This window comes from Embleya sp. NPDC020630 (assembly GCF_044334985.1).
Classification (GTDB): domain Bacteria; phylum Actinomycetota; class Actinomycetes; order Streptomycetales; family Streptomycetaceae; genus Embleya.
In genome coordinates, this window is sequence record NZ_JBIRUB010000003.1 from 552,092 (window position 1) to 566,182 (window position 14,091).

General features: G+C 70.6%; 8 protein-coding genes. 2 read left to right on the plus strand and 6 right to left on the minus strand.

The window, feature by feature from the left end; translation table 11 throughout:
* Window positions 1-19: 19 nt before the first annotated feature.
* Window positions 20-1,993 carry a dynamin family protein gene (locus ACH4XV_RS13850; protein WP_161500771.1) on the plus strand — a complete coding sequence of 658 codons (1,974 nt, stop codon included), beginning with the start codon at window positions 20-22 and terminating at the stop codon, window positions 1,991-1,993.
* Between the two features lie 197 nt (window positions 1,994-2,190).
* Here the strand turns inward: ACH4XV_RS13850 and hemW are convergent, their stop codons facing one another.
* The 3 genes from hemW to lepA form a co-directional block, all read right to left on the minus strand.
* Complete coding sequence (gene hemW, locus ACH4XV_RS13855; RefSeq protein WP_395789414.1) at window positions 2,191-3,411, minus strand: radical SAM family heme chaperone HemW; 1,221 nt, start codon at window positions 3,409-3,411, stop codon at window positions 2,191-2,193.
* 49 nt (window positions 3,412-3,460) lie between these two features.
* A complete protein-coding gene (locus ACH4XV_RS13860; RefSeq protein ID WP_395789416.1) occupies window positions 3,461-5,329 on the minus strand; it encodes an AMP-dependent synthetase/ligase in 1,869 nt (622 codons plus the stop codon).
* A 459-nt stretch (window positions 5,330-5,788) separates the two neighbouring features.
* Entirely contained in the window at window positions 5,789-7,642 is a 1,854-nt protein-coding gene (gene lepA, locus ACH4XV_RS13865; RefSeq protein WP_126638507.1) for a translation elongation factor 4, read from the minus strand.
* 386 nt (window positions 7,643-8,028) lie between these two features.
* Between lepA and rpsT the strand changes: the two genes are divergently transcribed.
* Complete coding sequence (rpsT, locus tag ACH4XV_RS13870; protein WP_078977364.1) at window positions 8,029-8,295, plus strand: 30S ribosomal protein S20; 267 nt, start codon at window positions 8,029-8,031, stop codon at window positions 8,293-8,295.
* Window positions 8,296-8,794: 499 nt separating this feature from the next.
* Here the strand turns inward: rpsT and holA are convergent, their stop codons facing one another.
* The 3 genes from holA to ACH4XV_RS13885 form a co-directional block, all read right to left on the minus strand.
* The gene (gene holA, locus ACH4XV_RS13875; RefSeq protein ID WP_395789990.1) at window positions 8,795-9,784 is read right to left on the minus strand and encodes a DNA polymerase III subunit delta; all 990 of its coding nucleotides are present in this window, start codon (window positions 9,782-9,784) and stop codon (window positions 8,795-8,797) included.
* A 448-nt stretch (window positions 9,785-10,232) separates the two neighbouring features.
* Window positions 10,233-13,280, minus strand: a complete 3,048-nt coding sequence (locus ACH4XV_RS13880) for a ComEC/Rec2 family competence protein (RefSeq protein WP_395789418.1) — start codon at window positions 13,278-13,280, stop codon at window positions 10,233-10,235.
* A 68-nt stretch (window positions 13,281-13,348) separates the two neighbouring features.
* The gene (locus ACH4XV_RS13885) at window positions 13,349-13,987 is read right to left on the minus strand and encodes a helix-hairpin-helix domain-containing protein (protein WP_395789419.1); all 639 of its coding nucleotides are present in this window, start codon (window positions 13,985-13,987) and stop codon (window positions 13,349-13,351) included.
* Window positions 13,988-14,091 lie beyond the last annotated feature (104 nt).

Below are 14,091 nucleotides of genomic sequence, written 5' to 3' on the forward strand. Positions count from 1 at the left end.
CGAGGAGGGGAGCGGTCAGGTGGACACGGGTCACGGGGCGGCCGATGGGGCCTACGCGGGGTACGGCGCGTGGCGGGCACGGCAGGAGACCCTGGTCGGCCTGATCGATCGGCTCACGCCGATCGTGGCCGGACTGCGCATCGGCGCGGGCGTCAAGAAGCTGGACTCGCTGAAGCAGCGGGCCGCGTCCGAGGCGTTCAAGGTGATGATCGTCGGCGAGTTCAAGCGCGGCAAGAGCACCGTGATCAACTCGATGCTCGGCGAGAAGGTGCTGCCCTCCTTCGCCCGACCGTGCACCGCGATCATCAACGAGGTGACGTGGGGCGACACCCGCTCGGCGCTGATCTACCCGCTGGAGGCGGACGGCAGCGCCGGTGAGCCGCTGACCGTCGGCGTGGACGAGATCGCCGACTACGTCACCATCGGTGCGGACGACGACAACACCCCGAACCCGTACGAGCGGGCGGTGGTGCGCTGGCCGCTCGAACTGTGCCGCAACGGCGTGGTGGTGGTCGACTCCCCCGGCCTGAACGAGGCGCCGGAGCGGGAGAAGGTCACCCTGAACTACCTCGAACAGGCCGACGTGCTGGTGTTCGTGGTGGACTGTCAGGCCGCGATGTCGCGCAGCGAGCAGCTGTTCCTCGACGTGCACGTCAAGGCGCGCGGCCACGAGGACGTCTTCTACGTCGGCAACAAGATCAACCTGGTCGAGGAGGAGGAACGCGAGGACGTACAGCGGGAGATCCGCAAGCGCCTCTCGCCCTACCTCTCCCGCCCGGACCGGGTCTTCTTCGTCAACGCCCGGGCCGCGCTGACCGGTCGGCAAAAGGGCGACCCGGACCTGCTGGCCGGATCCGGGATGCCCGAACTCGAACGCGGCCTGGAGGAGTTCCTGACCCGCGAGCGCGGCCGGGCCAAGATCCTGTCCCCCGCCCGGGAGCTCAAGTACCTGCTGATCGAGGCGCGCGAGCAGATCGACCGCAAGGAGGCGCTGCTCACCCAGGACGTGGAGGAGCTGCGCGCCACCTACGAGCGGGTCCAGGGTCCGCTGACCCGCCTGGAGCAGAACCGGCGGGTGATCGTCGCGCAGATGGAGGAGCACCTGCGCGAGACCCGCGGCGAGGTCGAAGGTGCGACCCGGCGGTTCATGGACCGGGTCGCGGCGAACATCCCGACCTGGGCGCAGGAATACGACCCGAGCAACACCATCGGCGCCAACCCGTTCAACGCCCGGGAGAAGATGGAGGCGGCGGTCAAGGAGATCACCGACCACCTCTCCGGGCGGGTCCAGGTCGAGTTCGCGCAGTGGCAGGAGAACGAGCTCAAGCCGCTCGTCGCGCGCCGTGTCGAGGACATGGAGCGGATGATCGACGACGACGTGAAGCAGTTCGTCACGCGCATCGACGAGATCCGGGCCTCGCTCACCGCCGGGCCGGTCGGCACGGAGGAGGACGGCAAACCCTCGACGCCGATCGAGCGCCTGCTCGCCGACGCGGTCAGCTTCGTGCTCGACCCGGCGACGGCGGTCTCCGGCGGCAAGTTCAACCTGCGCTCGATGCTCACCGCGCTCCTTCCGCAGATCGCGGTCGGCACGGCGGCGTTCCTGGTCGGCCTCGGACCGTTCGTGATCCTGGGCGCGGTCCTCGGCTCGACCGTGTTCAAGGGCGCGCTGCAACTGAACAAGGCCAACCGCCGGCTCAAGGAGCAGGTGGCCGAACAGGTCCAGCTGGAACTGCGCAAGCAGGCCGACACCGACGTCACCAACCTGGGCGAAGAGGTCGTCAAACAACTCCGCAAGATGCGCGACGCGATCGCCCAGGGCCTGGACGCGGAAATCAAGTCCATCCGCGACGAGGTCGGCGCAGCTTTGCGCACAAAGGAACAGGGCGAATCAGACGCAAAGCGCGAAAGCACCGAAATGCGCCGCTACGCTCAGGAACTAAACCGAGTCGACGAATCCTTGGCCGACTTGATCATGGACGTAGCCATGTAAACGAAGCAAACGCCGGCTGGGCCTGCGCACGAGCCCAAACAGCCACAAGGAGGCTCAAAACCAAGCACCCGGACCGGCCAAGCAGCCCGGCCGGCGCATGAGGCCAAGCAGCCCCGCCGGCGCTTGAGGCGAGCAGCCCGGCCGGCGCATAAGGCCACACAGCCCGGCCGGCCAACAGCCCGAGTACGGCCGGCCGGCTAGTCGACCAGATCCCGCACGACCGCGTCGGCCAACAGCCGCCCCCGCAAGGTCAACACGACCCGATCCCCCGCGTCGCGGACAAGCAGGCCATCCGCCACCGCCCGATCCGCCGCCTTTCTCCCCACCTCCGTGAGGAGCGAGCGCGGAACCCCCTCCACCAGCCGCAGCTCCAGCAGGATCCGCTCGACCCGCCGATCCTCCGCGCCCAGCAACTCACGTCCCTGCCCGGGAGACGAACCCGCCGCCAAACGCTTCGCGTATGCGGCGGGATGCCGCACGTTCCACCACCGCACACCCCCCACATGGCTGTGCGCCCCCGGCCCGGCCCCCCACCAGTCAGCCCCGGTCCAGTACAGCTCGTTGTGCCGGCACCGCGCCGCCGCGTCGGTCGCCCAGTTGGACACCTCGTACCACCCGAGCCCCGCCGCCTCGAACGCCTCGTCCGCCATCAGGTAGCGGTCGGCGAGCACATCGTCGTCCGGCATCGGCAGTTCGCCCCGCCGCACCCGCCCGGCCAGGCGCGTACCGTCCTCGACGATCAGCGCGTACGCCGAGACGTGGTCCGGCCCCGCACCGAGCACCGCGTCCAGCGAGGCCCGCCAGTCGTCGTCCGACTCCCCCGGCGTGCCGTAGATCAGGTCCAGGTTGACGTGCTCGAACCCGGCCGCGCGCGCCTCGGCCACACACCGCTCGGGCCGCCCCGGAGTGTGCCGCCGGTCCAGGACCCGCAACACGTGCTCGCGCGCACTCTGCATGCCGAACGACAGCCGGTTGAACCCGCCCGCGAGCAGCGTGTCCAGGTAGGCCGGATCCACCGACTCGGGATTGGCCTCGGTGGTCACCTCCGCCCCCGGCGCGAGCCCGAACTCGTCCCGGATCGCCCCCAGGATCCGGGCCAGGTCGGCGGCCGGCAGCAGCGTGGGCGTACCGCCGCCGAAGAACACCGTCTCCACCGGCCGGTCCACGTCCCCCAGCAATCGCCGGGCCAGCCGGATCTCGGCGATCGCGTCGTCCGCGTAGGACCCCTGCGAGGCCGATCCGCCCAGTTCGGTCGCGGTGTAGGTGTTGAAGTCGCAGTAGCCGCAGCGCGACGCGCAGTAGGGCACGTGCACATAGAAGCCGAACGGACGGCTCGCGCCGGCGAACTCGGCGAGCGCGGACGCGGGCAGCGAGCCGTCTTCGGGCACGGGCAGACCGTCGGGGGGTGCGGAGGGCATCTCCCCATTGTCCACGAGCACACGACCGACCCGCCGACGGCAACCGCCCTCAGGTGACCAGCGTGCCCTTGTACATGTCGTCCAGGACCGCCGCGTACTCCTTCTCCACCACCCGCCGCTTCACCTTCAGGCTCGGCGTCAGCTCACCGCGTTCGACGCTCAGGTCTCGCGGCAGGATGGCGAACTTCTTCACCGTCTGCCACCGCTGCAGGTCGGCGTTGAGCCGGTCGAGGTAGTCCGCGACGAGCGCCCGGACCTCCTCCGCACCGACCAGTTCCTCGTACGACCTGCCCCGCAGCGCCGGCTGTCCCGCGGCCCAGCCCAGGAGCGCGTCCGGGTCCAACGTGATCAGCGCGGAGCAGAAGTTGCGGCCCTCCCCGTGCACGAGGATGTTGCTCACGAACGGGCACAGACCCTTGAACCGGCCCTCGATCTCGCTGGGCGCGACGTACTTGCCGCCCGAGGTCTTGATCAGGTCCTTCTTGCGGTCGGTGATCCGCAGATAGCCGTCCTCGATCACGGCGATGTCGCCGGTGCGCAGCCAGCCGTCCTCGGTGAGCACGTCGGCGGTCGCCTCGGGGTTGTTGTGATAGCCCTGCATCACCGCCGGGCTGCGCACCAGCAGTTCACCGTCCTCGGCGATGCGCATCTCCGAGCCGGGCAGCGCCGGGCCGACGGTGCCGATCCGGTGCCGGTCGAAGCGGTTGACCGAACTGCCCGCGCTGGCCTCGGTGAGACCGTAGCCCTCCAGGATCGGTATGCCGATCGCGTCGAAGAACTCGGCCACGTCGGGCGAGAGCGCCGCGCTGCCGGAGATACAGCCCTTGAGCCGACCGCCGAACAACGCGCGCAGCTTGTCGAAGACGAGCCGGTCGGCCACCCGATACTTCGCGTCGAGCACCGCGGACGGGGTCCGGCCGGCCTGCCTGACCTGCGACATCTCCCGGCCGACGCCGATCGCCCAGCGGAAGACGCGGTACTTGAGGCCGCCCTCGGCGCGCACCGTCATGTGTACGGAGTTGTACACCTTCTCGAACACGCGCGGCGCGGCGGCCATGAACGTCGGCCGCACGATCGGGAGGTTGCTGATCAGCTTGGGGATCCGGCCGTCGATGGCGGTCGGATAGCCGATCCGGATCTGTCCGCAGACCATCACCTTGCCGTAGCAGTGCGCGAGCGGCAGCCACAGGTACTGGAGTTCGTCGGCGTCGTTGTCCCCGATCGCGGCCTGCGCGGCGGCCTGATACGCCCAGGTGTCGTGCGAGAGCCGGACGCCCTTGGGCCGACCGGTGGTACCGGAGGTGTAGATGAGGGTCGCGAGCCGGTCCCGGGTGATCGCGGCGACCCGGGTCTCCACCAGGTCGGGCTCCTCGGCCAGCCGGGCGCGGCCGAGGTCCTCCAGCTCGGCGAGGGTGATCACCCAGTCGTCGGCGGGCTCGCCCTCGGGCCCGGGCTTCGGCGGGTCGAAGACGATCACCTTGCGTATCGCGGCGAGGTCGGCCCGCACGCCGCGCAGCTTGGCGAGTTGGGCGTCGTCGGATACGAACGCCATCACGCTGCCGGAGTCGGTCAGGATGAAGGCGGCCTCGTCGGCGTTGGTGGTCGGGTACACGGTGGTGGTGGCCGCGCCGGCGCAGATCACCCCGAAGTCGGCCAGCACCCATTCCAGCCGGGTCTCGGCCACGATCGCGACCCGGTCCTCGGCCTCGACTCCGAGCGCCACCAGCCCGGCGGCGATCGCCTTGGCCCGCTCGCCCGCCTGCCCCCAGGTGACCGAACGCCACTCCTCGCGATCACCGTCGCCCACCGCGACCGGGTGGCGGTACGCCTCGTTGTCGGGCGTGGCCCGAATCCGTTCCAGGAAGTCCACCGCGATGGACGGCGAACGGTTCTCGATGGCGGCGGACTCTGAACTCACTTCGGCCTCCGTGTCCAGGGCGGTTTCCGGGGTGTGGTGGTGGTGCCGAGCGGTGTCGCGATCGCATACCCGTATCGGTACCGGTATGCGCGTGCCCGGGGTGGGCGTCGAAACCGACCAACCGGTCTGCGGAAGATGCCGATGAAGAAATCAGACGATGAAGCATGGTCGGTTTGGTTCGGGTCGGTGCGGTGCGGCGCGCGGCTCGGCCGACAGGTTCGGTACAGCGCGGGCAAAACACGAAGCGGGTGCATCGATTCTGCCCGATGCACCCGCAACGTACGCTGCTCGAGGGCTACGCGGTAGTAGCTTTTTCGGATCTGTTGCTGAATCGAGTAATCGATTCTCCTCCCGGGCGACCGACGTCGCCCGGATGTCCTATTTCAGCCCTGTCTCGGTCCAGACCGCGGCCACAACCACGGCCCTGACCACATCCCGGCTCGCAGCGCTGCCTCGGCCCTACTTCCGCCCGCCGCTGTCGTCGGTGGACAGCGCCGCGATGAAGGCCTCCTGCGGCACCTCCACGCGGCCGACCATCTTCATCCGCTTCTTGCCTTCCTTCTGCTTCTCCAGCAGCTTGCGCTTACGACTGATGTCACCGCCGTAGCACTTGGCGAGCACGTCCTTGCGGATCGCGCGGATGTTCTCGCGGGCGATCACCCGCGCCCCGACGGCGGCCTGGATCGGCACCTCGAACTGCTGACGCGGAATCAACTCGCGCAGCTTCTTGGTCATCTCGACGCCGTAGTTGTACGCCTTGTCCTTGTGCACGATCGCGCTGAACGCGTCGACGGCCTCGCCCTGGAGCAGGATGTCGACCTTGACCAGCGCGGACTGCTGCTCGCCCGTGGTCTCGTAGTCGAGCGACGCGTAGCCGCGCGTCTTGGACTTGAGCGCGTCGAAGAAGTCGAACACGATCTCCGCGAGCGGCAGCGTGTAGCGCAGTTCGACCCGGTCCTCGGAGAGGTAGTCCATCCCGATCTGGACGCCGCGCCGGGTCTGGCACAGCTCCATGATCGTGCCGATGTACTCGCTCGGGGCCAGGATGGTGGCCCGCACCACCGGCTCGTGCACCTCGGCGATCTTGCCACCGGGGAACTCGCTCGGGTTGGTCACGGTGTGCTCGGTGCCGTCCTCCATGACGACCCGGTACACCACGCTCGGCGCGGTCGAGATGAGTTCCAGGTTGAACTCGCGCTCCAGCCGCTCCCGGACGATCTCCAGGTGCAGCAGCCCCAGGAAGCCGCAGCGGAAGCCGAAGCCGAGCGCGACCGACGTCTCCGGCTCGTACACCAGCGCGGCGTCGTTGAGCTGGAGCTTGTCCAGCGCGTCGCGCAGCTCGGGGTAATCGGACCCGTCCAGCGGATACAGGCCGGAGAACACCATCGGCTTCGGGTCCTTGTACCCGCCGAGGGCCTCGGTGGCGCCGTTGTGCAGGGAGGTGATGGTGTCACCGACGCGGGACTGGCGAACGTCCTTCACGCCGGTGATGATGTAGCCGACCTCGCCGACGCTCAGGCCGTCGGACGGCTTGGGCTCGGGCGAGATGACGCCGATCTCCAGGAGCTCGTGGGTCACCCCCGTCGACATCATCTGGATGCGCTCGCGCTTCTTCAGGTCGCCGTCGACCACGCGGACGTAGGTGACCACGCCGCGGTACGAGTCGTAGACCGAGTCGAAGATCATCGCGCGGGCGGGCGCGTCCTTGACCCCGATCGGCGGCGGCACCAGGCGTACGCACTCGTCCAGCAGCTCGGGCACACCCACGCCGGTCTTGCCGGAGACCTTGAGCACGTCCTCCGGGTCGCAGCCGATGATGTGCGCGAGCTCGGCCGCGTACTTCTCGGGCTGGGCGGCCGGGAGGTCGATCTTGTTCAGCACCGGGATGATCTGGAGGTCGTTCTCCAGGGCCAGGTAGAGGTTGGCGAGCGTCTGCGCCTCGATCCCCTGGGCCGCGTCGACCAGCAGGATCGCGCCCTCACAGGCCGCGAGCGAGCGGGACACCTCGTACGTGAAGTCCACGTGGCCGGGGGTGTCGATCATGTTGAGGATGTGGATCTGCCCGTCGGGGGCCGTCCACGGCAGCCGCACCGCCTGCGACTTGATGGTGATGCCGCGCTCACGCTCGATGTCCATGCGGTCGAGGTATTGCGCGCGCATCTGCCGCGCATCGACCACGCCGGTGATCTGAAGCATCCGGTCGGCAAGCGTCGACTTGCCGTGGTCGATGTGGGCGATGATGCAGAAGTTCCGGATCAGCGCCGGGTCGGTACGGCTGGGCTCCGGCACGTTCACTGGCGGGGTCGCGGGCACGCGGGCTTCCAGATTCTCGATCGGGTGGACTGGCGAGGGTCGGGCGAAGGTCAAGCAAGGGTCAAGCTCGGATGTCGCGAGTGCCCTGTGCGGGCCGCGGGTGATCGTGATCGGATCACGCGCCGGAGCACAGGTGTCCTCCATATCGTCCCATGCGGCATGGGTACGCCGCGTTGGCGGCGGGGGTCGGGGGTGTTCGGCGGGTCGAGGTGGGGTCGGAGTGGGGTCCGGGCGGGGTCGGAATGTGGGCCGTGTCCGTGCCGACCGCCGGCTGCTGGTAATCTGATGGATCGCGTGTGGCGTACGTGTCTCTGCCACGCAAGTCAACGTCCGGACGGGCCCTCTCCCTGGATCGGATCCCGACCTAGTACTCAGAAGGCTCTTTCGTGGCGAACATCAAGTCCCAGATCAAGCGCAACAAGACGAACGAGATTGCGCGCCAGCGCAACAAGGCCGTCAAGTCGGAGCTGAAGACCTTCGTGCGCAAGGCGCGCGAGGCCGCCGAGGCCGGCAACGTCGAGCAGGCCGAGGCGCTGACCCGCCTCGCGGCCCGCAAGCTCGACAAGGCCGTCAGCAAGGGTGTCATCCACAAGAACCAGGCCGCCAACAAGAAGTCGGCCCTGGCGAAGCGTGTCGCGACGGCCAAGGCCTGACTCGCAACACCGGTCACCATGGCGTGACACCCGAGCGCACCGCGCTCAGCACACCTACGAGAGCGCCGCTCCCCATTTGGGGGGCGGCGCTTTTGTGGTGCGCGGGGGGTGGGTGGCGATGGAGAGTTGGCCGCCGAGGGCATGGATCATGGGCGGCGACGCGGGTGGCGGCGGTCGGGGCGGCGGCCCACGCCGCGGCGGGCCGAGGCGGAGACGGAGTGGTTTCTCCTCCGCTTCGCTCCGTCCGGGGGGGGCGGAAGGCGGCGGGGCGTTGCCGCTGCGCGGCGCCTGGTGGTTCCGGCTGCGCTGCGCTCCGCCGCTGCCTGGATCGGATCGGGGCCGGGTCGTGGCGGGATGGGGCGGGGTGGGGCGGTTCCTGACGCCTGCCGCTAGGCCGGGTCAGCCCCGAGGTGGGGCATCGGAGCAGGACGATCGTGTCGTCTGGATGCGAAGCGACGAGCGCTTCGGGCCGCCACTGGGATGGTGGTGATCGCGGTGGTCAGGCGTTGCGGGCGGTGGAGATCGTCACCACGGCCTTTTCCAATGCATACGCGGGATCCATACCGCCGCCCTTGACCGCCGCGTCGGCGTCGGCGACGGCGGTGAGGGCTCGGACGATGCCGTCCGGAGTCCAGCCGCGCAGTTGCTGCCGAACCCGATCGACCTTCCACGGCGGCATGCCGAGATCACGCGCCAGATCGTTCGGTCGGGCGTTCCGGGGGGCGGCGCCGACCCGGGCGATCTGCCGCACGCTCTGCGCGAGCGCGCTCGTGACCATGACCGGCGCGACACCCACGGACAACGCCCAGCGCAACTGCTCCAGCGCCTCGGCGGTACGCCCCTCGACGGCCTTGTCGGCGACGGTGAAGCTGGACGCCTCGGCAACGCCGCTGTAGTAGCGCGAAACCACTTCCTCGTCGACCACACCGTCGACGTCCGCCATCAACTGGCTGCACGCGGAGGCCAACTCCCGCAGATCGTTGCCGATCGCCTCGACCAACGTGCGACAGGCGTCCTCGGTGAGCGAGCGCCCGGCAACCCGAAACTCCGCCCGCGCGAACGCGATGCGATCCCCGACCTTGGTCACCTTGGGACACGCGACCTCGCGCACACCCACCTTGCGCACCGCGTCCAACAGCTTCTTGCCCTTGGGGCCGCCCAGATGCGCGAGCACCAGCACGATCTCGTCGGCCGGATCGGCAATCAACCGCGTGACCTCGCCGACCAGATCCGTCCCAAGGTCCTGCGCGGACCGGATCACGATGACCTTGCGCTCACCGAACAACGAGGGACTGGCCAACTCGGACAACATCCCGGCCTGCAACGCCCCCGGCGCCAAGTCCCGAACATCCGCCTCGGGATCCTGCGCCCGCACGGCGCGCACCACATCCCCGATCGCCCGATCCACGAGCAACTCCTCGGCCCCGACGACAAGCGTCACCGGCGCGAGCGGATCATCCTGCATTCGTCTGGCCACCCGACCAAGCATCCCACGCCCAACAGACACCCCACCCCACCCACACCAGGCCGGGCCGGGCCGGGCCGGGCCGGGCCGGGCCGCCCCAGCGTCCCCGCAACCCGCAATCCGCCAGGCCCCTGCCTGCCTCACACGCAACACCTCGGACCGCCCCCAAGCAACGGAGCACCAACGGGCGCGCCGAGGCCAGAAGTTGGCATTGACCGGCCGGCGGCACTCCCGAAACCGGATGGCACGGGGGCCTACGGCACGACCAGCAGGTAAAACCGCAGGTCGGCATGGACACGAAGCCAGGAGAGCCGTCCTGGAATCCGGTTCCGCCTCCCACTGGGCAATCTCGGGGGCTCGACTCGCGCACTCCAGTTACGAAATGCCGGAAATCAGCCCTCGGCACCTGCTTCTCGCCACACCGCCCACAGACATCCGACTCCAGTCTCGGAACCGCCTCCACCCCGCCCCATCACGACCCACCCCGCCCCGCCCCGACCCGGCCCGGGCCCGATCCAGGCAGCGGTGGAGCGCAGCGGAGCCGGACTCTCTCCACCACCGGCGGAGCGCAGCGGAGCCGGAACCACCAGGCGCCGCGCAGCGGCAACGCCCCGCCCCCCTTCCGCCCCCGACGGAGCGAAGCGGAGGAGAAACCACTCCACCACCACCCCGACCCAGGCGGCGCCCACGCCGCCCTTGGCCACGCTCCCCCGGGCCGGCCACACCCCGCCCCACGCCACGGAACGCCGTCCCCCGACCCGCCGCAGGATCCACAGCGCCGACGCCCGCTGCCTGCGGCCACACCGGCGGGCCGACCGCCATCCACCAAAGACCGGTGGGCATGCGTGGTGGCCGGTCCTCGGGCCACCGCCCTGAGGTGGGCCGAGGAGCCGGATACCGCAATGGGCCCATCGGTGTCGGTGCGCAGAAGACGGGCGCCGGATGCGGCGACCAACGCACGGGCGGACGGCGACGGGTGGCCGTAGGGGTTGTCCTTCCCCACCGAAACCAGAGCCAGCCTGGGGTGCAACCCAAGAACGAAGGCGGGGTCCTGTCGAGCCGAGCCGTGATGCGCAACCTTCAGGACGTCCACCCGAACACCGGCCAGCCGCCCCCGCAGGGCCTCCTGCGCCTCGACTTCGGCATCGCCGGTGAGCAACATCCGAACCCCGTGCCGCTCCGCAAGCACCACCAGACTCGCGTTGTTGGCCACCGACCCACCCACCGACCCACCCACAGCCCGCCCCGGCCTCGCACCGCCCACCACCACCTCCCCCAAGAATGGATCCGCAGCCATGACGGTTGACGCGGCGTGCGACAGCGCCTGCCGATCCGGCAGGTGGCCCGACGAACGGCCGCTCGTCCTCCTCACCTCGGTCCCGCCCCCGCCCCCTCCCGACACAATCGGGCCGGAAGCAACGGAGAGCGCTTCCGGGTTCGACGGAGTAAGCGTTTGCCACGCCAGCGAGCCCAATGTGCGCCGCTCAATGGCGCCGGCAGGGGCACTCAACGAGGCACCGGCTCTGGCGGCCCAACGACGGACTCGCGTTACTTCACCCGAAGGATCAAGAATCGGAGTCCCCTGGATAAGCCCCACCCCTCGACCGCGCAAGGCACCAGGAAGGCCCTCCACGTGATCCGCATGGAAATGGCTCAGCAAAATCAGCGGCAGCCGGCGAATGCCAAGGTCGCGTAGACACCCGTCCACCGCATCCGGATCAGGACCGGCATCGATCAGAACGCCCGCGCCGGCACCCGCGTTCAGCACGATGGCGTCGCCCTGACCGACGTCACACATCACCAAATGCCAGCCCGGAGGCGGCCAGCCGGTCAATGGGCGCACCAGCATCGGCGGACGCAACAGCAGAACCACCGCAAGGGTCGCGAGCAGCGCCGTCGTCATCGCCCGCCCCCACCCCGACGGCCCGGACCGCCCGAACTGCCCGGACTGCTCGGCCCGCCCGGGTCTCGGCGGCCGGCGAAGCAATCGCAGAGTCGGGACGGCCGCGACCGTGATCGCCGCCAGCGCCGCGCCGCCGAAGAGGCCGGTCGGCCAGGTGACGGCGGCGCCGGGCAGGTCGGCGCCGGTGCGCGCCACCGCCGCGATCCAGGCGATCGGCCACGAGCCGAGCCAGGCGGTGAGGTGGGCGAGCGGAAGGCAGATCGGGGCGAGGAGCAGGGTGACGAAGCCGAGAATCGTGGCCGGTGCGACCGCGAACTCGGCGAGCAGGTTGCACGGGACGGCCATCAAGCTGACCCGGCCGGCGAAGGTGACCACGAGCGGCCCGCATACGGCCTGCGCGGCGAGCGGCACGGCGACCAGGACCGCGGCCCACGTCGGCCGGCCCCGGGCCCGGAGCCGGTTCGTCCAGTGCGGGGCGAGCAGGAGCAGCGCGCCGGTGGCCAGCGCGGACAGCGCGAACCCGTATGAGCGGGCCAGGGTCGGATCGAGCAGGACCAAGCCGAGCACGGCGACCGCGAGCGCCGGGAGTCCTCGCCGGGGCCGACCGGTGTACAGCGCGACCACGGTGACCAGGCCCATCGCGGCGGCCCGCAGCACACTGGGCTCGGGACGGGCGACGACCACGAAGCACGCGACGGCGGCGGCGCCCGCGATCGGCAGCGTACGTCCATGGACGCCCACCCGGCGAAGCACGAACAGCACAAAACCCAACAAAATTGTGATGTTGGTTCCGCTGACCGCCGTCAAATGGGTGAGTTCGGTGGTACGAAAGTCGGCTTCGAGGTCGGTCGGAAGCCGACTCGTATCGCCGACGACCAGGCCCGGAAGCAATCCCCGGGCAGCGGGCGGCAGTTCAGTGCAGGCGGCCCGCAGCCGCGCCCGGAGCAGACCCGCGAAACGCTGGTGGGCGGCGGGGGCGCCGATCCGGTCCGGAGCGGCCCGAATCAGCAGCAGGGCCTGGCCGCTCCGCCCCGGAACCAGGCGGCCGTGGACCCGAATCGGGGTACTCGGCAACAGCCCGAGCCAGGCGCCCGCATCGGGCCCGGTGGCCAGCACCGTGACCGGCGTCCGCACCCGCACCCCGGCCATCCGCGGGATCCCCGGTGCGCCGGAGCGGCCGGGCGCGCCGAGTGGGCCGCCGGGTGGATCGATGCGGTCGACGCGGTCGATCCGGGCTTCGAACATCGTGGGCGGCGAACCGAGTTCGCTGCCTCGGACGCGGGTGACGCGGCGCTCCGGGTCGGTGCGTACCGTCAGCTCGACGGTGGCCTCGGCGCGCTGCCGAGCCGCGACCGCCACCGGGCCGTCGTGGTCGGCGGCGGTGCGGAGGCCGGCGACCAGTCCACCGGCCGCGACGCACACGAGCACCACGGCGAGCGTGGCCCGGCGCCGAACCGTGGGCCGACACGCGAGCACGGCGGCACACACGGCGGCGCACACGCTCACCACGACGACGGCCCGGAGCGGGATCAGCGGCGCACCCCACGCGGCGGCCCAGGCGGAGGCCGCGCCGGGGACGAGGCGGGCGTCGATCCGGACACGGCTTCTCCGGCGCATGGGTGCCGGACGAGGGGGCGCCGGGGGCGGGGCTCCCGGGCGCTGGCGGCCGAGGGCGTCGGGCGCGGTCATACCCGAACCCTCGGCTTCAGGTCGCTGTACTTGCGATCACCGATGCCCCGGACCTGACGCAGTTGATCGACGGTGGCGAAGCGGCCCAACTGGGTGCGCTTTTCGATGATCTGGCGAGCCAGGACCGGGCCCACGCCGGGCAGTTGCTCGAGCTGTGCGGCGGTCGCCGTGTTGAGGTCGAGAACGGCTGCCGGGGCGCCGCCCGCAGAGGCGGTGGAGCCGGCTCCGGACGGATCGGCGGCGGGCGGCGGCGTGGCACCGGGGACACCCACCGGGATCTGCTCGCCGTCGGCCAGGGGGCGGGCCAGGTTCAACGTGGCCAGATCCGCCGCCGGCAGCGCACCCCCGGCGGCCTGCACCGCGTCCGCCACCCTCGACCCGGGCGGCAGGACGACCACCCCGGGCCGGGCCACCTTCCCCGCCACGTGCACGGTAAGCGGCCCACCCGCGGAACTCGGCGCACCGCCGGCGACCCCCGACGCGGGCCCGGCCTGCACCGGAGCCCCCACCCCGGCCCCACCCGTCGCCTGTCCCACCGCAACCGGCGCGGCCACACTCTGCGGACGCGCCCGCCACCACCCGCCCACGGCCAGCGCAACCGCCACCAACGCCAGCACCGCGACGGCAACCACCACCCGCCGATCCACACCCACCCGAAGCCGAGGCGGCACCCGATCCGCAACCGCCTCGACCAACCGCCGCCCCGAATCCGCCCCCCGCACCGAAAGCACCTCCGGTG

Coding starts and splice junctions, on each gene's coding strand:
- hemW (WP_395789414.1), bottom strand. CDS start 3,411: ATGCCCTCCGCACCCCCCGACGGTCTGCCCGTGCCCGAAGACGGCTCG.
- holA (WP_395789990.1), bottom strand. CDS start 9,784: ATGCTTGGTCGGGTGGCCAGACGAATGCAGGATGATCCGCTCGCGCCG.
- ACH4XV_RS13880 (WP_395789418.1), bottom strand. CDS start 13,280: ATGCGCCGGAGAAGCCGTGTCCGGATCGACGCCCGCCTCGTCCCCGGC.